Origin of the sequence: Desulfosarcina cetonica JCM 12296 (genome assembly GCF_001311845.1) — a bacterium.
Classification (GTDB): Bacteria; Desulfobacterota; Desulfobacteria; order Desulfobacterales; family Desulfosarcinaceae; genus Desulfosarcina; species Desulfosarcina cetonica.
This window is the reverse complement of the sequence record NZ_BBCC01000069.1, coordinates 1-19,826: the sequence shown is the minus strand read 5'-3', so window position 1 is coordinate 19,826 and position 19,826 is coordinate 1. Positions and strand designations below refer to the sequence as shown.

The window sequence follows — 19,826 nt, the reverse complement described above, 5'->3', positions numbered from 1 at the left end:
GCCTCGTCTGATTAAGACCAGCCATGACCTCGACGATCCAACCGAAAAAATCAGGCAACCCGATGCCAACGCGTTTTCGGCAAACGCTTGTTTCATTGGACAACCGCGCATTTACCTTAGTTGAAATGGTGGTGGTCACGGCCCTGATCAGCATCATGTTGATTGTGGCCATTCCACGCCTGGAGTCGGGATTGCTCACCGATGGCAGCGATGAAACCGCCCGTTGGGTAATCGCCAACGTCCAGCATCTGAAAGAAAAAGCGGTGCTCGACCAAAAAATTTATCGCCTCAACGTCTCACCCGACACCCGTCAATTGTGGGTCAGTGCTGACGATCTGCCCGAGACGGAAAACACCACGGTCCCGGAGCAGGCCTATCGCCTGCCCCGCGGAATGACCATTGATCAGGTCGCCTTTTCCAGTACCCATCACGTTTCAAGCGGAACCATTCCGATTTCCTTTTACCCCCAAGGCTATTCGGACAAGGCGGTCATCCGCATGCGGGCCGGCAATGGTGAAAAATTGACCTTTTTTATTGAGCCGTTTCTTCCCCGTGTCCATTTGGTGCGGGGAAACGAGGCGTGGTAACCATGCGCATGGATGGGAAGTCACGATTCAGCGTTCCGTTTCCAAGGGGGACACGAAACCTTGCATGCGACACCAACAAAGCGGTGAAGCCCCAAGCCCACGGATTTACCCTGATGGAGGTGATGGTGGCGTTGGCGGTGGTGGCCATTTCTCTGATGGCAATCTACCGCATGCACGGTCAGACCCTGTTCATGGACCAGCGTAGCCGGTTCGATACCGTGGCAACCCTTCTGGCGCGCCAAAAACTGGCCGAAATCGACACCGGGACTCCGGACGACTTGATCGATACGGAGGGAGATTTTGGTGATGACTATCCCGGTTACACCTGGCGGATCGAAAGCGAAAACGCTGTTTCCGATCTGCTCAAGGAAGACGGACCGGTTCTCAAACGAATTGCCATCACCATTGCCTACGGGGACGAGGATGCGGTGTTCACCCTGATCACATACAGGCACCTTTATGAATAAATGGCGCTGGCCACGGTTGCGGGCAGGGATATTCACTGGCGGCTTCACCCTGCTCGAAATCGTCGTGGCTATTTTTATCTTCGCCGTGGTGATCACAACGGTCTTCGGTTCCTTCCGCGCCGTTTTTTCCAGTACCGACGCGGTGGGGGGGATGTTGCCCTGATGGCTTCGGCCCGGACATGCCTGGCCCGCATGGCGACGGATATGGAGAGTGCTTACATCGCCGACTACCCCCTTTACCGCGTGCCGGAATTCGACGATCCGCCGGACCCGTACCGAATCGTGGGCGATGCCACCGACCTGGCGGGGATCCACTTCTCCCGGCTGCAATTCACGTCGCTGGCGCATCTCGTCTTGAACCGCGATCCGCGTCAGGGGATCGCCAGGATTATCTACTATGCGGATCAACTGCCCGACGATTCACTGGTTTTGCGCCGTGCCGATGACCTTTACCCCTTTCCCGAGTTCGAGGAAAGCGAAGATGATCCCATTTTGTGCGATCACCTTCTGGATCTCAAGCTGGTCTATGTGGACGATGAAGGAGAAACCCAAGAGCAATGGGATTCGGAATCCGCCGACAATGCCTATGCCACACCAAGGTCCGTCGAGGTTCGGCTGAAAGTCGGCACATCATCCCGTCCCATCCTCTTCACGACACGGATACCGCTGCATGTTTATCGCAAAGCCAAAGAATAAACACGCTCCGGAAAGGCGGATCGGCAACCAGCACGGTGTCGCCATTCTGGTGGCCATCGGCGTGGTGGCGGTTCTACTCACCGCAGGTCTGGCGCTGAACCAGCGTATCCGCAGCTCGGTCACCGATGCGTCCGGATCCGGGATGAGCTTGTGCTTTCGCAAATGGCTGTTTCCGGTGCCCATGCCGCCATGATCATGCTGATCAACGATCGCAAGGCAAACGATACCGACACCTTGCAAGAGGACTGGGCCAATCCTGAAAAAGTGGCTGAAATGATGGCCTTGATGCCATTTGAAGATGGGAATCTCGACGTGCGCATCGTCGATGAACGCGGCAAGATCCAAGTCAACGCCCTGGTCAAATTCCCCGAGGCAGACAGTTCGTCGCCACTCAGCGAACCTTGTGGGAGCGACTGCTGGAACACGTTTTCTCCCTTTTTGAGGCCCAGCCGGACAGTGACCCCAATATGATCATCAATTCGCTCAAGGATTGGCTCGACAGTGGCGATGATGATGCTATTACCGGTCTCAGCGGCGCTGAATCCGACTATTACGAGGGATTGGAACCGCCCTACAGTTGCAAGAACGGCCCGATGGACAACCTTGGCGAAGTCGCCTGATCCAAGGGGTTACGCCTCAGCTCTATGATGGCGCTGGCGGTGTGGCGGGGCTTTCCTCCCTTTTGACAGTTTACGGCGCTACCGCTTCTGGGAATAGCCGGTTCACCTTTGATGGAAAAATCAACATTTCCACGGCCGGTATAGACGTCCTGGCCGCGCTCTTGCCGATGGAGAACGCGGATCTGGCCCAAGCGCTGGCCGATTACCGGGTCGCCAAGGCCGACGAGACATTTGTGAACGACATTGCCCAGGCCGGCTGGTATAAAAATGTGCCCGGTGCCGGCGGTATCAGTATCGATGCCAACCTGATCACCGTGTCGTCAGACTTTTTTCGCATCATTGCAACGGCCAAACGCCATCAAAAAAGCTACACGCTGAATGTCGTCGTTCAACGCCAAAAAGCGCAAGGGACAGGGCAGTGGGAGTGTAAAACCTTGAATTGGCAAGTAGAATGATGTATATCAAAATAGTTTACAAACAGGCTAAAATGGCAGTCAACTTCGGGACGGAAGATCACTCATGAGCCGTAAGGTCCTCGGATTGGAAATACGCGCCGCCGCCGTTGCCGCCGTGTTGCTGGATAGTAGTTTCAAGGGCAGCGTTATAGAGGCACAGGCATTTGTTCCCATCCCTGCCGACGGGACCGATGACGGTCTTCGGGAAGCCCTGGAAACCCTTGTCGATGCCATCCATCCAGCCGGTGCCGCTTGCGTTCTGGGGATTCCAACCGATGCGCTATCCTTCAGGAATCTCTCGCTCCCATTCAGTGATCTGAAAAAAATTCGTCAGGTTCTACCCTTCGAACTGGAACCCAGCCTGCCCCTTCCAGTGGACGAACTATCTTTCGATTTTGAAGCGGTCAAACGTGAAGGTCAATACGACCTGCTGGCCTTCACGATGCCCAAACGCCGTATCGCGGAGTATCTGACTCTGCTTAACGACGTCGGCTTGCGCCCGCTGACCGTTGTCCCCGGTGCTTATGTGGCGGCCCGGTGCATGATGCTGACGGCGCCTGAAAAAGAGGACTTTGTCTATATCGACACGGGTGATGGCCACCATGCCGCCTATGCCATTTGTGAGGGCCATGTGCGGATGGTACGCAGCCTGCCTGTGGCGACAGGAGGGAATCCCCTTGTCCGCCACCTGGAGACGGCCCTGGAACGGACCTACATTGCCGCTCGGGATAGTCTGGGAATTGACTTTAATCCCAAAACGGTATTTTCCGGAGGGCCTGAAGCATCCTTGATCCCCGCTTCGGACAGTCCGTCCGGGCTGTTAGGCCTCCCGGTGCGCACGACCGCCGATTTGCGCACGTTTCACCGCCTGAAAGGTGACTTCGATGCTGCCGACTGGCAGACCGGCCGTCTGGATACCGCTTTGGCCCTGGCCCTCAATGAAACCGAGGGGCTTGGCGGCGTCAACTTCTCCACCGAGCGGTCATCGGTCCAGCACTATTGGAGCGAATATCGGGGACAGATCATTTTTAGTGCGGTTTTGGTGTTGATCACCCTGATCACGGCCTTGGCAGGCCAAATGGTTACCGCCGCCGACCGGGAAAAACGCGTGGCCGAACTGGACCATCGGATCGAAACGGTCTTCAAACAGACTTTTCCCGACGTCACCCGGGTGGTCAACCCGCTGCAACAGATGCAGGTAAAGATCCGAGAGGCCAGCGACGCCGGTGCCGGTCCCGATCTTCCTGGAAGTCGCGTACGGGTGATCGATATCCTCAACGCGCTGAGCCAGCAAATTCCCAAAACGATCAATGTCGATATCAGCCGTCTGGTATTGGGTGCGGACAATGTCGTATTGTCCGCAACCACCGATACGTTCAATACCGTCAATGATATTAAAGGCCACCTGGAAAAAGCCGACATTTTCAAAAACGTCACGATCAGTTCCGCCGATCTTGAAAAGTCGGGACAACGGGTACGCTTCAAACTCAAACTGGACTTCTGACGCCATGGCCGTGAAACTCAACAAACGCGAAAAGATCAGCGTGGCCGCCGCCGGCAGCGTCATCGTGCTGTTTGTATTCCTGCAGTTTGTCGTCTTTCCGCTTTTGGATAAAAATACGCGTTTGGAGCAGACGATCCTGACCCGCGAAAAAGAACTTGCCGAAATCAGCCTTCTTCAGGCCCAATACCGTCAGACCGCCGACAAATCCAAGCAGATGCAAGACCATTTGAAATCGCGTCGGCGCGGATTTACGCTTTTTTCTTTTCTGGAATCCCTTGCCCGACGAACCGGGGTGAAAAGCCAAATCGCCTATATGAAGCCGACCTCCGTGCCCATGAAGTCGAGTAATTACCGGCTTTCCACGGTAGAAATGAAACTGCAGGATATTACCATGGCCCAGCTTCTTGCCTACCTGCATGGCATTGAGACATCTCGTGACATGCTGTCCATCAAACGGCTCTCGATCTCAAAAGGGGAGCAGAAAACAGATCTGATCAACACGGTGCTTCAGGTCGAGACATTGGAGATGTAACGCTGCAATGATTTCCACCAAAGCTATCGTCGCCTATCTGGTATTTGCGTTGGCGGCAACTGCGTTTTTTGGCTATCTGCTCTTTCCCGACGCGGCGCTTAATACTTACGTGGAACAGCGCCTGGCGGTCATGGCTCCGGGACTTCAGGTGACGGCCGATTCCACCCGGCCGACCCTTCTTCCACCGGGTGTTAAAATGACCGCCGTGGGCCTTTCGTACGACGGTCAACGGCTGACCCAAATTGCCACGGCGTGCATCTATCCCCATCTGAGGAGTCTGCTGGATGCGAACAAAAAAGTAAGGTTCACGGCATCCCTGGCCGATGGCACGCTTAACGGCACGGCGGCCACCAGCAATGACAACCCATCGGGACGTTTGCGGTTCACCGTAGACCTGGACCAGATTCGGTTGGAAAGAATCGATGCCTTTAAAAAAATGAACGTTTTACCTGACGGGTCTCTTGCGAGGGCATATTGCCAATGATGTGAGCCCCAATCCGTCGTCGGGTGGGGTCAACGGCCGCCTTTCCGTTGCAGGGCTCAAGATCCAACTCAAGGAACCGTTTTTCAGCCTTAACGACTTGGTCATGGAGAAAACGGACGCCGAGTTCACCATGAGTGGTGGAAACATTCGCCTGACCGCCCTCACCTTCGACGGTCCCATGGTTGAAGGCAGGATCACCGGGGTGATCGATATCCGCCAGCCCATGCAGGACAGCCGCCTGAACCTGAGCGGCAATGTCAAACCGCGGCCCGACCTGATCGCCCGGTTGCAGGAATCGCTACCAGCGGTGTTGGAAAATGTCCGGACGCTGGGTACGCGAGGATTGAATTTTCGGGTTCGCGGCACCATCGACAACCCCGATCTATCCATGAGATAGGCAAAATGATACCCAAAGCGATATTCATCGTTATCAACCTGGTCTGCATCACCCTGTCGAGCTATTTTCTCGTCAATGGCATCTACGGCGGCATTTCCGGTGATCTACAGGTGTTCCCCCCATCGACCAGCACGCCCATCCCCACAGGGGATGCCGAGGCGGCCGTCAAACCGCTGTCGGCATACAAAGCGGTCCTGGACCGGAATCTGTTCGATACCCGTGAAGGAACCGAACCCCAGACGGCTGCCGTCGACGTGAATTCGCTTGAAGAAACCCGCCTGGAACTTAAACTCTGGGGAACGGTCTTTGGCGATTCCGAGGGCGACTATGCGGTAATCGAGGATGCGAAAACACATGAGCAGAATCTTTACCGGGTCGGCGATGCGATACAGACGGCCACGGTCAAGGAAATTTTGCGCGAGAAGGTCGTTCTCACCGTCAACGGCAAGGATGAAATGCTTCAGATGCAAGATCTGAAGACGGGGTCCCCTGCAGCGTCTGCCAGGCTGCCGATCCGGACCGGCGGTGCGCGTCCGCCTGCCGCCGGCGTGAGAACGCAACGGATTTCCATCCGGCGGTCGTATATCGATCAATCACTCACCGATATGGCCGCGCTGATGCGTCAGGTTCAGATCCAGCCTCACATGGAGAATGGATTGCCTGCCGGACTGGCCTTATCCAAGATTAAACCGAACTCCATTTTTCGCCGCATGGGACTGAGAAACGGAGATATTATTACCGGCGTGGATGGCAGTGAGATCTCGGCCGTGGATGATGCGTTGCGTTTGGTTGAGAATCTCAAGTCCGCATCCACCCTCTCACTGCAATTGAAACGCAGGGGCCAGGAAAAAAGCATTGAGTACCGCATCAGATAGCCGGCCGGCTGCCTTTCGGGGGCCTTATTGCCGGTGGAAACAGGAAAACAACATGACCCTTTGTCACAGGATAAATCCCCTTTTACGACGTATGTTCATCGTGCTTGCCACCGGGTTGACGCTTTTTCTGCTTGCCGCCAGCCTCTGCGCCCAGGAATCCGCCAACGATGCTTCGCCGTCGCCAAGCGGTGGCCAGCGATTCGTCTCCATTGATTTCAACAACGTGGACATCAGCGTCTTCATCAAGTTCATCAGCGAGCTGACCGGCAAGAATTTCGTCATCGATCCGCGGGTCAAGGGCAAGGTCACCATCATCTCACCTTCAAAAATTTCCGTTGACGAAGCCTTCAAAGTGTTTGAATCGGTGCTCGAGGTAAACGCTTCGCCACCGTGAAAACCGGCGAGCTGATCAAAATCATTCCCGCCCCGGACGCCCGTACCAAGAACATCGAAACCCGCTTTCACGCCCAGGGGGACGCATCCAGTGATCAAATGGTCACCCAACTGATCCCCCTCCGATACGCCGACCCGGACCAAGTCAAGCGGCTCTTTACGCCCATGGTTTCCAAAAGCAGCGTGATTCTATCCTACACGCCGACCAATACCCTGATCGTGACCGATAACTATGCAAACATCGCACGCTTGATGAGAATCCTGAAAACCATCGATATCCCGGGGGTGGGCCGTGAAATTACCATTTTCCCGATTCGCAACGCCGACGCCACCAAACTGGTGACCCTGCTTGAGACGGTGTTCAAGACCAGCGCCAAGGCCCAGCCCAAAAAGGGTAGTGCCGCAAGCGACCGCGATGCCGCATTCGTTGCCGATGAGCGCACCAACACCATCATCACCATCGCCAGTGAGGATGACACGAATCGAATTCGCAGCCTGATCGATTCACTGGATCAGGAAACACCCAAAGGCAAGGAAAAGATCCACGTCTACTATCTGGAATACGCCGTGGCCGAAGAGGTCGTTGCCGTTTTAAAAGATCTGCCCACCGAAGAAACGAAAAAGACCACCACGGCGGGTGGCGGCGGAGCCAAGGCAGCACCGCTAATCTCGCAGAATGTAAACATCACGGCCGACAAGGCCACCAACAGCCTGATTATCACGGCCAGCCGGAGCGACTACGACACGCTCGTCGAGATTATCCGCCAGATCGATATTCCCCGGCGGATGGTTTACATCGAAGCGCTGATCATGGAGGTGAATGCCGAAAAGAGTTTCAATTTGGGTACCGAGTGGGTGGTCGGCGATGACGTTTCCCTGAATCAGGGACGCGAGGGAGTCGTTGCCAGCGGATTCACCAAAGATTCGGACAGCTCGGCCTTGAGTATTTCCGATGGCACCGTCAGCGCGGCACTGGCCTCCGGCTTCTCCCTAGGACTTTTCGGTGAGTCGGTCGAAATCGGCGGTGTTACCTTTCCCAGTATCGCCGCCATCGTCCAGGCCTACAAAAAGGACAAGGACGTCAATATTCTCTCCACGCCGCAATTGCTCACCACCGACAACCAGGAAGCCACCATTACGGTGGGCAAGAATATCCCTTACCAGACCACCACGTCCACCACGAACAACGATACCTATAACTCCTATGAATATCGCGATGTGGGCAAAACCCTCAAAATCACCCCGCAGATCAACAAGGATCGCATGGTCCGCTTGAACCTCTCCCTGGAGGTGTCCTCTCTGGAAAGCAGCACCGAATATCGGCCAACGACCCTGAAACGCACCGTGGAAACGACCGTGATGGTCAAGGACACCAGTACCGTGGTCATCGGCGGTCTGATCGACGACACCTTTTCCCAAACCGAATACAAGGTCCCCTGCCTGGGGGACGTGCCTGGCCTGGGTTGGTTATTCAAGACCCGCGCCAAGTCAAATGAAAAGACCAACCTGTTTATCTTCATCACCCCCAAGGTGATCGAGAATCCCAGTGAGGCAGGGGCCATCTCTGGATCCAAGAAATCCAAGATCGATGATATGCGCGAGTTGAATATCAAACTCTATCAGGGCGGCGGTGGCGCTGATGGGGAAGCACCGGTGGTCACGCTGCCCGGCGGTGTGACGCATTCGCCGCCCCCGCAACCAGGGATGCCCCAAGCCGATGCAAGCCTCCCGGCGACCGGCGATTATCTGCTGCAGGTTCAATCTTTTGAAGATGAACAGGCAGCGATGGAATCCATGCAATCATTGAAAAAGATGGGGTATGCGGCATTCATAACGCCGGTCGAGCTGGCCGGCAAGGTCTGGTATCGGGTCCAGGTGGGCGGGTTCACGGATCATGACACGGCCCAAGCCGCCCGGGATGCACTGGTGGCGGCAGGCATGTCTGACACGTATATCGTAAAAAGCCATCCATGAAAAATTCATTAGAAGAAATACTGAAAAGCAAGTTTGGCGTCTCGGAAACGGACTGGGCCGACGCATTGCGCATTCGCGATGAAAAAGGGGAACCTTTGCCGGATGTTCTCATGCGTCGCAAGATCATCACCGAGACCCAATTGCTGGATGCCTTGAGTGAGCAGTACGACATCCCCTTCTGGCCAGAGTTGCCCTTGGAGAATTTCGGCGAGGACCGTACGCGTAGCGCGTCCATTGGTTTCCTGAAACGCCATGTCATGGTTCCCCTGGTGCTGAAAAATGCGCCCACCGGTGCCGGCAGCGTGTTGCCCGAAGAGATGGTCAACATCATTGCCGTGAACGACCCGGCAGCCTTCCAGCCCCTGGACGACTTGGCGCGCATGATCGGCTTCACCGCTTACAACCTGGTGATTTCTACGAAGAGTGCTATTTTTGGTGCCATCAATCTGCTTTTCGATATGAGCCAGGGAACGGCCGAACAACTGGTGCAGAACATGGAAGAGGATGGCAGCACCATTATCAGTGAAATCGCGGACACCGCCGACCTGCTCGAGGACACCAGCGACGCCCCCATCATCAAACTGGTCAACCATATCATTTCCCAGTCCGTCAAGGCGCGTGCCAGCGATATTCACATCGAGCCCTATCAGGACAGCTTCAAGGTGCGCTACCGGGTGGATGGCATCCTCTACGATCTGCTCACCCCCCCAAATGGATTCAGGCGGCTCTGATCTCCCGCATCAAGGTCATGGCCAAACTCAACATCGCCGAGAAACGCCTGCCCCAGGATGGCCGCATCGAGGTCAAACTCGGCACCCAGAATGTGGACGTGCGCGTTTCCACCCTGCCGACCACCTTTGGCGAACGGGTCGTCATGCGCCTGCTCAACAAATCCGAAGAGGCGCTGAACCTCCGGGAAGTCGGTCTGCCACCCGATGGCCTCGAACTGCTCAACCACCTGGCCCAATTGCCCAACGGCATCATTCTGGTGACCGGCCCCACGGGAAGCGGTAAGACCACGACCCTTTATTCGGTTCTGGCCGCCATCAACAAGCCAGACATCAACATCATCACCATCGAGGATCCGGTGGAGTACCAACTCAAGGGTATCAGCCAGATCCAGGTAAATCCGAAAATCGACCTCACCTTTGCCCGTGGTCTGCGCGCCATTGTCCGCCAGGACCCGGATGTCATTCTCATCGGCGAAATCCGCGACCAGGAAACCGCCACAATTGCCGTCCAGTCCGCCCTGACCGGACATCTGGTCTTCTCGACCCTGCATACCAATGATTCGGCCAGTGCCATCACCCGTTTGGTGGATATCGGGGTGGAACCTTTTCTGATCTCCTCGTCCGTGGTTGCCGTGATTGCCCAGCGTCTGGTGCGCGTGCTTTGCGACCATTGCAAGGAGGCTTATACCCCCGGGGTGATCCTGGAAGGAATCGGCATCACGCGGGATCAGCTTGAAAACCATACGATTTACCAGGCCAAGGGCTGTGAGAAATGCTTTCATACCGGCTACCGGGGCCGTGTCGGTATATTCGAGATCATGCATCTCAACGAAGACCTGAAAAGTTTGATTCTCAAGACCTATGATGCCACCCAGATCAAACAGGCCGCTCTTCAGCGGCACATGAAGACCCTGCGTCAAAGCGGAATCGAAAAGGTTCTGGCGGGCACGACAACCATTGAGGAAGTCCTGCGGGTCACCCAGCAATAGGGCATTGCCAGGCAATGCCCCTGACCATGATCCGGACTACGATGAAGCGCATTTTTATCCTCGTGCTCGTCAGCCTGTTGATGGGCTGCGCATCGGTCGGTTCTCCACGACCGACCGATCCCAACAGGATTGATGGCTCCCCGCTGGCTGCGGCGCCGGTGATCTTCTTTCAACGCTTTCTTTCCCGCGCGGATGGCCATCGCTGCCCCATGACCCCCTCATGTTCCAACTATGCGCTGGACGCCATTCGCCGTCATGGCGCGTTGATCGGCTATATCATGGCCTGCGACCGGCTGATGCGCTGCGGTCGTGATGAGCTGTCCCTTTCTGCACCGACCATGACGCATGACGGTCCGCGCTGGCAAGATCCGGTGACCGACAACGATTTCTGGTGGCGATGAACCCGATGGGAGAGGAAATGAGAATTCGATTTACATTCTGTCTCCTGGTCCTCACGGCCCTGCTGTGTTGGATAGAAACACCGGTCGACACCTGCGCCGCGGCCGTATTGACCATTGATGCGGACACCCAGTACGGTTATGCTCAGTCCCGTTTCGATGACGGCGCCTTTGACGAGGCGATCGCTGAATTCAACCGTTTCATCCATTTCTTTCCCGACGATCCCCGAACGGCAGACGCCCGGCACAAAATCGGCCTGGCGGACTTCGCTGCCGGCCGATATGCCGCAGCGGCCAAGACTTTCACGGAGGCGACCGCCCACTACAGCGGAACCGCGCTGCAGGATGAAAGCTTTTTCCTGCTGAGTCGCTGCCATGCCCGCCAGGGAATGCCGGAGCAAGCCATCATCGACCTGCATAACCTTTTGGCACTCAAGCCCAAGCCGGAAGTCGCCGACCGGGCAAACTACGAACTGGGCTGGCTGCATGTGGATCAAGGCCGCTGGCGCCAGGCCGAGACACGCTTCAACCAGATCTCCCCGGATGGCCGGCAGCGGCTTCATATTTCCGATTTGATGGCCCGCCTCGAACAACGCGAAACCATCCCCCGCAAGGACCCCACCACCGCCGGACTGATGTCCATCGTTCCCGGTGGGGGGCAGCTTTACTGCGGCAGGGTCGAGGATGCCGCGATTGCCTTTCTGCTCAACACCGGGCTCATCTGGGCGGCCTGGGAAGCCTTCGACAATGACCAGCCGGCCCTGGGCGGCGTGATCAGCTTTGTGGGGTTCGGCTTCTACGCCGGTAATATCTATGGCGCCATCAATGATGCCCACAAATTCAACCGGGACCGGTCGCTCGAATTTCGTGAAGGCCTCTATTCATATCGCCACCCGATCCTCTCCCTGGCGCCCACCCATGGTGGCGTGCAGCTTAGCCTGAGCATCGATTTCTAGCTCAAACCGCAATGCCCCGCGCCATCGTGGCCCAACGGCGGACAACGACGATTTTTTATCCCCTGGGCAAGAGATCTGGCTTTTGGCGCCAAAAATGATACCCCCACGGGCATTATCCAATTGTTTGACAACAAGTAAAAATGGCCATCGGAAAGAAGGAGAGTTCAAATGAAAGCGATTGCGCCGTCGATTCTGTCGGCGGATTTTTCCAAACTGGGGGACGAGATCCGCGCGGTGGAGGCCGCCGGTGCGGACTGGATTCATGTGGATGTCATGGATGGATGCTTTGTGCCCAACATTACGATGGGGCCCTTGGTGCTCGAAGCGGTTCGCCGGACAACACAACTGACCGTCGATGTCCATTTGATGATCGAGGCCCCTGAACGCTATGTCGCCGATTTCGCCGCTGCCGGGGCCGATTATATCGCCGTCCATCAGGAGGCCTGTACCCATCTGCACCGCACGATTCAACTGATCCGCGAAACGGGCGCCCGCCCCGGCGTGGCCCTCAACCCGGCGACCCCCGTGGAATCCCTGCAGTGGATTCTTGCCGATCTGGACCTCGTCGTGGTCATGAGCGTCAATCCAGGCTTCGGCGGTCAGAAATTCATCCCCTCTGTCCTCGACAAGGTGGTTCAACTCAAGGCCATGATCCAGGCGCGCGGCTTGAACACCCTCATCCAGATTGACGGTGGCGTCAACCCCGATACGATCGGCCGCATCGCCCAGTCCGGTGTCAATGTATTCGTGGCCGGCAGCGCCGTCTTCGGCAGCGACGACTATCAGCAGACCATTGCCCGCCTCAAGGCCAATTGGTAAACGGCTGTCCATCCGGCCCATGGGGAAATCATGACCGCGCCGCTTGATTCGACAGACCGCGGGGGCCATCGCCTTGATGGCCCAGCCGCCACTTCTTCATTGTGGGTTGCCTTTGAGCGCCAGGTGTTACAGGGCCTGCGCGCGGAATGGGAAAACGCCTGTTGGCTCCTGCCCGCCGACCTTCGGCAAACGGTTCGTTGCCCGCTGTTCAGTATTCGCGAGATGCGCCAGCGGTTGGGCAGTTGGCATCCCGAAAAGCGCGAAATCACCCTGAGCCGGGAGATGGTCAACCGGCATCGATGGGATGATGTGAAAGATGTCTTGCTGCACGAAATGGCCCACCAGGTGGCCCACGAAAGCCTGGGCGCCACCGCTGAGCCGGACCATGGGACAGCCTTCCGCAAGGCTTGCCAATGGCTGCGGGCCAACCCAGCCGCTTCCGGCAGCTACCTGCCGCTAAGTGAACGGTTGCGACGGGGGGAGGCGTTGGATGAACAGGACCGTATCGTGGTCAAGGTCAGCAAGCTCATGGCCCTGGCTGAAAGCAGTAATCCCAATGAGGCCAAGGCGGCCATGCAAAAAGCCTATGTGCTGATTGCCCGCCACAATCTGAGGATGATTGATCGAGGGGCCAGACAGCACTACGCCAGTATTTTTCTGGGGAAACCGCGTCTGCGGCATTTTCGCGAAGCCTACCACCTGGCGCTGCTCCTGCAGGATTTTTATTTCGTCGACGGTGTGTGGATTCAGGCCTGGGTATTGGAAAAGGGTCGCATGGGACGGGTCCTGGAAATCAGCGGCACGCCGAAAAACGTTCTGATCGCCGAATACGTCCATGACGCCGTCGGCCGGTATATCGATACGGCCTGGGCCGCCTACACCGGCACCAAAACATTGAACCGATCCCGCAAAACCGACTTTGCCGTGGGAATCATCGAGGGCTTCAAGACCACCCTTTTACCGATGCTCAGTGAGATGCGTACCGGGGGTGACAAGGCCAACCATCTGCCGGTAAAAATGGCGGATCCGGTCCTACGGCAATACGTGGCCAAGCGCTATGGCCGGCTGCAGTCGTTTGCGCGCCGGGGGCCGGGTCACGATCCCCGGGTACTGGCCGACGGCACCGAAACCGGTAAAAAGTTGGTCATTGCCAAGGGGATTACCCAGACGGCTGAAAACAGGGACTTGCGGCTACCGCCGCCCAAATGTCCTTAGCCAACGGATTCACGTTGACGCCATCGAGGTACAATGTGACTGAAAAACCTTCCCAGAAACGCAAACGACCGGTCCATGTGGTCACTATCGGCGGTGGTAGCGGGCAATACGCCCTTTTGTCCGGGTTGCGCAAAATCGAAGGCATCCGGATCAGCGCCATCGTCTCCATGATGGACAGCGGAGGCAGCACCGGCAGGCTGCGCGACGAGTTGGGCACCCTCCTCCGGGTGATATTCTGAAATGCATCCTGGCGTTGTCTCCCTATCAAGAAACCGTTCGGGCGATTTTTCAGAAGCGATTCAGCAAGGATCGGCGACTTAAGGGACACAATGCCGGAAACATGCTCCTCACCATGCTTTCCCGTTACACCGGCAGCTTCCCCGCCGGGGTGCAGGCACTGGCCGAGATTCTGGACGTCCGCGGAAGCATTCTGCCGGTGACCATCGATCGGGCCACCCTGGTTGCCGAGTTGACCGATGGAAGCCGCATCTTTGGCGAAAGCGCCATCGACATGCCCCGGGGGCACCAGCGTGAAACAATCCGGGATGTCTACCTGGTGCCCCATCACAGTGACCGCATCCGTGTTTTCCCGCCCGTTCTGGAAGCTATCGATAGCGCGGACCTGATCATCATGGGACCCGGCGACCTCTTCACCAGTATCATTCCCAACCTCATCGTGCCAGGATTGTGCGAGAAACTGCGCACGGTCAAAACACCCTTGTACCATGTGGTCAACATCATGACCAAATATGGAGAAACCAACCACTTCCAAGCCTGCGATTTCATCGCCACCCTGGAAAACTTCACCAGGTGCAAGATTACCGCCGCGATCGTCAATACAAAGCGCCCGGACAACCACCTGCTTGCGCTTTACCGCCAGCAGAAATCCGATTTTGTGGAAATCGGCCTTCCCGAAGCCGGATGTCAGATGATCCTCGAAGACCTTCTGGAAACGTCGGGTGGCATCATCCGTCACGACCCAAACAAGCTGGCCGGCGTGATCCTTAAAATCATTGCCGAGCTGAACATACGGGGATCCATAACGGATTTTTCTTCCGATCCAACGGGCATCGATGATCTTCGGTAAGCCGGCCTATCCGTCGGTATCATGCCAATTCGCCAGAATGGCTTTGGCGAGAATCAAATCCTGAGGGGTGGTGATTTTAATGTTGTCCCGGTCACCGGGAACAACCCTGACCCGCGCTCCGGCAAATTCGGCCACGGAAGCATCATCGGTGGCGTTGAACCCCTGCCTGGCAGCCATGTGATGGGCCTTGCGGATCAGTTCGAGGGAGAAGGTCTGGGGGGTTTGGGCCAGTCGAATCGGACGACGATCCAGGGTGCGAAGGATCATCCCCTGCGTATCCACCTGTTTGAGGGTATCGGTTGCCGGAATGGCCGGAATACAGGCACCGGTGGTCCTGACCGCTTCCAGGAGCGCATCCACCAGACCTCGACGAACGAAGGGCCGCACACCATCGTGGATCATCACCACGCCCGAACCCTGCTTCAAAGCCGAAAGCCCGTTGACCACCGAAGCCTGACGTCGCCGACCGCCGGCCACCAGGCGAATCTCATGGTCCAGGCCCAGCGGATCGACGACATGCCTGCGGCACCACGTCAGGTCCGCCATCGGCACCACCAGCACCATCGTGTCCAGTGTCGGACAACGGTCCAAGGCCATCAGCGTATGGGCGAGGATGGGTTTTTCCTCCAGCCGGAGATACTGCTTGCGGATGTCAGCGCCCATCCGCAGACCGCTTCCACCGGCAACGATAACCGCTGCGATCATCTGAGATAGCTCAGCTCCACAGGCAGCGGGACCCCTTTCCCCATGGTATCCTCACCGTAGTTGACGCCGGCCAGGATCTTGATGTCGTCAAGCGCCCGCGTATCGCCTTCAAAAACCACCTCGCTGATGTTTTCCTTCTGGATTTTCCCACCGGCCCACTGGATATCCAGAACACTGCTGGCATCAAAGCGGTCTTCGCCGACCACCAGTTCGACCTGGCCGCCGAAATGCTGGACAATTTTGGCCACCAATAGACTGGGTCGACTGTGAAACCCCAGCTTGACCGGGATTCCGACGGTGATGGACGACCGTTCGATGTTTTCATTGAGAATTTCTTTGGCCAGCTTCTTCCCGGTATGAAGATAGTGGCAGGCGTAGTACAGTCCGTAATTGATGGTTCGATCAAGCAAACCCACCGGACTCACCAAAGCGGCCAGATTTTCCTGCACCCGCTTGTAGGTGTTTTTGTAACCGGCGTCGCGCAGATGGCGCTCGTAAAAATGCAGTAGCCGCCCCATCATCTGCAAGAGATGAAAAACGACCGAGAAATAGCTTCTCAGGGATTTAAGCTTGCGGTCGCCAAAACGGAAACCGCCATGGATCACATAGGTGTCGAAGGACGATTGCAGATTATGCACCATCATTTCGAAACGGCGGACCTTGACTTCGTCGACCTTTTCCGGCACCAAGGCAATCATCTCTTCATACGTATACGGCTCGTAAAACCCCATGGGATCGAAACTGTTGGCAATTGAGAGGAATTCACTGGCAATCTTGACAACGTTGCGCTTTTGAACATCTTTGGCTTCATCGTCGATGTCATACTTGAGCATCTCACCGGTGGTGATTCCCGGGAAATCCTCGGCCGAAAAGCCATCGGCCGGCATGGCGATGTTCAGGCGAGCGGCTTCATCGATGATCACCGGCGCCAGCTTACGCAAGGCATCGTTGAGAAAGGTAAGGGTCTTCTCGCCCTGTTCGCGAAAGTTCTCGCGTCCGTGATATCGTAGAAAATCAACCTGTTGAGAATGTGTTTTTGGCAATACGCCCCCAAACTGAGGTGCCTGACGGTGGCACAGACTTCCCGGTAAAGGTACCAATCCTCGCTGTTCTTGGCACCGTGAAAATCAAGAAAATCTTCAAGCACCTGGGAGGTGCTGATCAGTTTGGAATAGAGCTTCTTGGTAAAGACATGGTCCGGTGTGTTGCGCTTGGAAATGTAGATGCAACACTTGATGTAATCCAGTGAAAAGATCCGGACTTTCTCGGAAAAAGATATCTCACAATAAGGTTCGTTCACGCTGCCCTCCACAGGTCTTGCCGGGTGCACGCAGAAGCCGATGATGGATTTGAAGCGGTAGCGGTCGGAGCAGCCCGTAAGCCGAATTCTGTTCCCCCGGACGGTTACCCGGCACCGGGGGCGACGATCATTCCTCTGGGATGCCGGTTACCCGACACCTCTAGCGACCTACCCGGGAGCTCGGACGGGCCGCCCTCAAGCACTCCCCTATTTGGTCTTGCACCGGGTGGGGTTTACCCAGCTTCCCCGGTCACCCGGAGAACTGGTGCGCTCTTACCGCACCGTTTCACCCTTACCCCGCCCAAGGCGAGGCGGTTTGCTTTCTGTTGCACTTGCCTTCACGTCACCGTGACTCCACGTTATGGAGCACCCTGCCCTGTGGTGTTCGGACTTTCCTCCAGCCTTGTCAACGACAAAGCCAGCGATCGTCTGGTCTACTCCGACCGCTACGCGTTCTCCTTTTCTTTCCAATAGATGATTCTACGGCAATGGGGACAAAAGCGGATCTCGTCATAACGCCGCAATTCGTTGAACAATTGCGCGGGAATGTTCATGTGGCACCCCATACAAGTCTCCCCTTGAGCGGGCACCACCGCCATGCCACGCACGGTTTCCCTCACCCGATCCAGTGTGGCGATGGTTTGGGGCGCGGCTTCGGCCCGGGTTTGTTCCACTTTTTCTTTGAGTGCGGCGACCGTCTGCCGGGCCTGTTGGATCTCTTCCTCGGCCGCCTGCTTTTTTTCCTGGCAGTTACCGACAAAGGAGGTCAACTGAGCCGCCTTTGTGGTGATCGCCCCTTCCTGGGATTCGATCAGTTCAAGCTGCTCGAGCATGCGATCCTCGATATCGGAGTTCTTTTTCTCGGTTTCTTCGATCTCTTTGAGAATCGATTGATACTCTTTGTTGGTTTTGACCGACCGCAACTTTTCGTTGCTCTTGGCGATCATCGCAAGGTTGATCTTGGATTCAGCCTCAAGTTCACGATACGCCTTTTTCAGGGCGGACAGGGCCTCCTTTTCGGCGCTCACCAAGGATTCGCGTTCGGCGGCGGCCTGATCCAGGACTGTGATCTCTTCCATGCGTGCGGCGATCTGTCGTTCTGTCACGCCCACCTCAAGTTCAAGGGCCTGCCAGGTGACAAGAATTTCAATCTGGTCTTCGATGGTCGTCATGTCCGTCTTCCCCGGAATTTCTGTATATCAGAGGTTGCTTGAAAAGCCTCTCACAGGAAAAAAAATGGATCAACCTCCATATCGGCCGGCTCCACGGCAACCGCCAAACCCTCGGCGGCGGCCGCCTCCCGGATGGTGCCCGCCAGGGCGTCGACAATTACCCGTTCCGAACCGAAATGGCCCACATCGATCAGGGCAATCCCCGCCTGTTGGGCATCGCGGGCCGTATGATAACCAAGATCCCCACTGACATATACCTGGGCACCGGCAGTGACAGCGGCACCCAACAGGCTCCCGCCGCTTCCGGAGCACACCGCCACCCGCCGAACCATCTGACCCGCGGTTCCCACCACCTTGACCGTCGTCAAGCCTAAATTCGCTTTCAGGTGTGCGGCCAGTTGTTCCAGGGGTTGGTCCACGGGAAGTTCCCCGACCCGGCCCAAACCGCTGTGCGGATCACGTTCGGACAAGGGATAGCTGTCGTAAGCCATCGTTTCGTAAGGGTGTGCGGCCTTAAGCGCCGCCACCACGCGCGCCTCATCGGCTTGCGCCAGGCGGATCTCGATACGGCTTTCATTCACTTCGCTGAGCGTGCCGGATTTTCCGATAGCGGGCCTGGACTGCTGTCCGGGCAAAAAGGTCCCGATGCCGTCACAGCGGAAGCTGCAGCAGGTGTAGTCCGCGATTTTCCCGGCCCCTTGATCGAAGAGGGTGTCGAGAATCGTCTTGACATGGGTGTGCGGAACAAAAACGACCAATTTTCGCATCTCGGCGGAAACCCCACCGGACAGTGCATGGCAGTCCGCCAGGCCGATGCGCCGGCAAAGGATGTCGTTGATGCCGCCGGAAACGCTGTCCAGGTTGGTGTGGGCGCTGAAGATGGCCAGCTGACCGGTCATGGCCAGCTGCACGATTCGGCCAACGGGTGAATCCACATCAAGATGACGGACCGGTTTAAAAAACAGCGGGTGGTGGGTAACCAGAAGATCGACATCGTTTTCGCAGGCACGTTCAACGACGTCCGGCAGGGGATCCAGAGCGGTCCAGATCTTTTTCACCGGCCAATTCCGGCTGCCGATCTGAAGCCCCACATTGTCCCAGGATTCAGCGAGCCGGGGAGGGGCTATTCGATCGAGAATGCGAATCCACTGTGCGATGGTTCCGGTCATCGTGGCAAATTCCGTTCTGCCTCGTTTCCTTCATCGAAAACAAAAAAAGCGCGGCCACTCCGAACATCGCCACGCCATTTTCCGTCACCCCGCGACCCGCCGTCGAAGCCTCCGGATGACAGGGGTGGAGACGAAAGGCGCCAAGGCATTGTTGAGTGGGCCCACCTGGGTTCGAACCAGGGACCGACCGGTTATGAGCCGGTGGCTCTTCCAGCTGAGCTATGGGCCCGTTTGAAATCACAGAATTTTTTTACCTACCTCTATCCCCTCGCTTTGTCAAGCAATTGAGATCTTGCCACCA

General features: G+C 56.6%; 24 protein-coding genes, 1 tRNA gene, 1 other RNA gene and 2 pseudogenes. 22 read left to right on the top strand and 6 right to left on the bottom strand.

The annotated features are described in order from the left end of the window. The first annotated feature begins 62 nt into the window (after nucleotides 1-62). From JCM12296_RS16355 to JCM12296_RS16260, 21 genes and pseudogenes are all read left to right on the top strand, one after another. A complete protein-coding gene (locus JCM12296_RS16355; RefSeq protein ID WP_054695265.1) occupies nucleotides 63-587 on the top strand; it encodes a prepilin-type N-terminal cleavage/methylation domain-containing protein in 525 nt (174 codons plus the stop codon). 2 nt (nucleotides 588-589) lie between these two features. After that, entirely contained in the window at nucleotides 590-1,054 is a 465-nt protein-coding gene (locus JCM12296_RS16350) for a type IV pilus modification PilV family protein (protein WP_054695262.1), read from the top strand. Then, entirely contained in the window at nucleotides 1,047-1,217 is a 171-nt protein-coding gene (locus tag JCM12296_RS39920) for a PulJ/GspJ family protein (protein WP_083456208.1), read from the top strand. Before JCM12296_RS16350 ends, JCM12296_RS39920 begins: the two co-directional genes overlap by 8 nt. Then, the gene (locus JCM12296_RS16345) at nucleotides 1,217-1,750 is read left to right on the top strand and encodes a type II secretion system protein GspJ (protein ID WP_083456207.1); all 534 of its coding nucleotides are present in this window, start codon (nucleotides 1,217-1,219) and stop codon (nucleotides 1,748-1,750) included. The genes JCM12296_RS39920 and JCM12296_RS16345 overlap by 1 nt, the downstream gene beginning before the upstream one ends. After that, nucleotides 1,725-1,943: a hypothetical protein gene (locus JCM12296_RS16340; RefSeq protein WP_054695256.1), complete on the top strand. Its 219-nt coding sequence runs from the start codon at nucleotides 1,725-1,727 to the stop codon at nucleotides 1,941-1,943. Before JCM12296_RS16345 ends, JCM12296_RS16340 begins: the two co-directional genes overlap by 26 nt. After that, a complete protein-coding gene (locus JCM12296_RS47595; protein WP_054695253.1) occupies nucleotides 1,940-2,221 on the top strand; it encodes a type II secretion system protein GspK in 282 nt (93 codons plus the stop codon). The genes JCM12296_RS16340 and JCM12296_RS47595 overlap by 4 nt, the downstream gene beginning before the upstream one ends. Continuing rightward, on the top strand, nucleotides 2,152-2,370 hold the full coding sequence (locus tag JCM12296_RS47590; protein WP_172683931.1) for a type II secretion system protein GspK: 219 nt from the start codon (nucleotides 2,152-2,154) through the stop codon (nucleotides 2,368-2,370). The genes JCM12296_RS47595 and JCM12296_RS47590 overlap by 70 nt, the downstream gene beginning before the upstream one ends. 41 nt (nucleotides 2,371-2,411) lie before the next feature. Further along, complete coding sequence (locus JCM12296_RS47585; RefSeq protein ID WP_054695249.1) at nucleotides 2,412-2,825, top strand: type II secretion system protein GspK; 414 nt, start codon at nucleotides 2,412-2,414, stop codon at nucleotides 2,823-2,825. 64 nt (nucleotides 2,826-2,889) lie between these two features. Beyond that, nucleotides 2,890-4,329 (top strand): type II secretion system protein GspL, encoded by a 1,440-nt coding sequence (gene gspL / locus JCM12296_RS16325; RefSeq protein ID WP_054695246.1) that lies wholly within the window; start codon nucleotides 2,890-2,892, stop codon nucleotides 4,327-4,329. Between the two features lie 4 nt (nucleotides 4,330-4,333). Continuing rightward, the gene (gene gspM, locus JCM12296_RS16320) at nucleotides 4,334-4,861 is read left to right on the top strand and encodes a type II secretion system protein GspM (protein WP_054695243.1); all 528 of its coding nucleotides are present in this window, start codon (nucleotides 4,334-4,336) and stop codon (nucleotides 4,859-4,861) included. A gap of 7 nt (nucleotides 4,862-4,868) precedes the next feature. Further along, a complete protein-coding gene (gspN, locus tag JCM12296_RS16315; RefSeq protein ID WP_054695240.1) occupies nucleotides 4,869-5,345 on the top strand; it encodes a type II secretion system protein GspN in 477 nt (158 codons plus the stop codon). Continuing rightward, entirely contained in the window at nucleotides 5,323-5,742 is a 420-nt protein-coding gene (gspN, locus tag JCM12296_RS16310; protein WP_218188129.1) for a type II secretion system protein GspN, read from the top strand. The genes gspN (JCM12296_RS16315) and gspN (JCM12296_RS16310) overlap by 23 nt, the downstream gene beginning before the upstream one ends. A 5-nt stretch (nucleotides 5,743-5,747) precedes the next feature. After that, a complete protein-coding gene (gene gspC / locus JCM12296_RS16305; protein WP_054695234.1) occupies nucleotides 5,748-6,617 on the top strand; it encodes a type II secretion system protein GspC in 870 nt (289 codons plus the stop codon). 52 nt (nucleotides 6,618-6,669) lie between these two features. Continuing rightward, a complete protein-coding gene (locus JCM12296_RS16300) occupies nucleotides 6,670-7,011 on the top strand; it encodes a hypothetical protein (protein ID WP_157067669.1) in 342 nt (113 codons plus the stop codon). Next, nucleotides 7,008-8,984: a type II secretion system secretin GspD gene (gspD, locus tag JCM12296_RS16295; protein ID WP_054695228.1), complete on the top strand. Its 1,977-nt coding sequence runs from the start codon at nucleotides 7,008-7,010 to the stop codon at nucleotides 8,982-8,984. The genes JCM12296_RS16300 and gspD overlap by 4 nt, the downstream gene beginning before the upstream one ends. Further along, a pseudogene (gene gspE / locus JCM12296_RS51445) lies at nucleotides 8,981-10,704 on the top strand (type II secretion system ATPase GspE). The gene gspD and the pseudogene gspE overlap by 4 nt, the downstream one beginning before the upstream one ends. Before the next feature lie 26 nt (nucleotides 10,705-10,730). Continuing rightward, on the top strand, nucleotides 10,731-11,105 hold the full coding sequence (gene yidD, locus JCM12296_RS16285; RefSeq protein WP_172683930.1) for a membrane protein insertion efficiency factor YidD: 375 nt from the start codon (nucleotides 10,731-10,733) through the stop codon (nucleotides 11,103-11,105). A 17-nt stretch (nucleotides 11,106-11,122) separates the two neighbouring features. Continuing rightward, entirely contained in the window at nucleotides 11,123-12,058 is a 936-nt protein-coding gene (locus tag JCM12296_RS16280; RefSeq protein ID WP_172683929.1) for a tetratricopeptide repeat protein, read from the top strand. Between the two features lie 168 nt (nucleotides 12,059-12,226). After that, on the top strand, nucleotides 12,227-12,877 hold the full coding sequence (gene rpe, locus JCM12296_RS16275) for a ribulose-phosphate 3-epimerase (RefSeq protein WP_054695214.1): 651 nt from the start codon (nucleotides 12,227-12,229) through the stop codon (nucleotides 12,875-12,877). Nucleotides 12,878-12,907: 30 nt separating this feature from the next. Continuing rightward, nucleotides 12,908-14,092: a DUF2786 domain-containing protein gene (locus JCM12296_RS16270; RefSeq protein ID WP_054695209.1), complete on the top strand. Its 1,185-nt coding sequence runs from the start codon at nucleotides 12,908-12,910 to the stop codon at nucleotides 14,090-14,092. Continuing rightward, nucleotides 14,083-15,179: pseudogene (locus tag JCM12296_RS16260) on the top strand (gluconeogenesis factor YvcK family protein). Before JCM12296_RS16270 ends, JCM12296_RS16260 begins: the two are co-directional and overlap by 10 nt. A gap of 6 nt (nucleotides 15,180-15,185) precedes the next feature. Here JCM12296_RS16260 and ispD read toward each other — a convergent pair. Further along, nucleotides 15,186-15,884, bottom strand: coding sequence for a 2-C-methyl-D-erythritol 4-phosphate cytidylyltransferase (gene ispD / locus JCM12296_RS16255; RefSeq protein ID WP_054695199.1), 699 nt, complete (start codon nucleotides 15,882-15,884; stop codon nucleotides 15,186-15,188). Then, a complete protein-coding gene (locus tag JCM12296_RS16250; protein WP_306304053.1) occupies nucleotides 15,881-16,927 on the bottom strand; it encodes an HPr family phosphocarrier protein in 1,047 nt (348 codons plus the stop codon). The genes ispD and JCM12296_RS16250 overlap by 4 nt, the downstream gene beginning before the upstream one ends. On the opposite strand from JCM12296_RS16250, the gene JCM12296_RS49160 reads away from it, so the two are divergent. Next, the gene (locus JCM12296_RS49160; protein ID WP_306304052.1) at nucleotides 16,921-17,133 is read left to right on the top strand and encodes a hypothetical protein; all 213 of its coding nucleotides are present in this window, start codon (nucleotides 16,921-16,923) and stop codon (nucleotides 17,131-17,133) included. The two genes, JCM12296_RS16250 and JCM12296_RS49160, sit on opposite strands and share 7 nt — an antisense overlap. 113 nt (nucleotides 17,134-17,246) lie before the next feature. Here the strand turns inward: JCM12296_RS49160 and rnpB are convergent. From rnpB to JCM12296_RS16235, 4 genes are all read right to left on the bottom strand, one after another. Next, nucleotides 17,247-17,625, bottom strand: an RNA gene (gene rnpB, locus JCM12296_RS16420) — RNase P RNA component class A. Between the two features lie 5 nt (nucleotides 17,626-17,630). Continuing rightward, nucleotides 17,631-18,356, bottom strand: coding sequence for a zinc ribbon domain-containing protein (locus tag JCM12296_RS16245; protein WP_054695195.1), 726 nt, complete (start codon nucleotides 18,354-18,356; stop codon nucleotides 17,631-17,633). Nucleotides 18,357-18,406: 50 nt separating this feature from the next. Next, a complete protein-coding gene (locus JCM12296_RS16240; protein WP_054695192.1) occupies nucleotides 18,407-19,525 on the bottom strand; it encodes a Nif3-like dinuclear metal center hexameric protein in 1,119 nt (372 codons plus the stop codon). A gap of 156 nt (nucleotides 19,526-19,681) precedes the next feature. Beyond that, nucleotides 19,682-19,754: transfer RNA gene (locus JCM12296_RS16235), tRNA-Ile, on the bottom strand. Nucleotides 19,755-19,826: the final 72 nt, after the last annotated feature.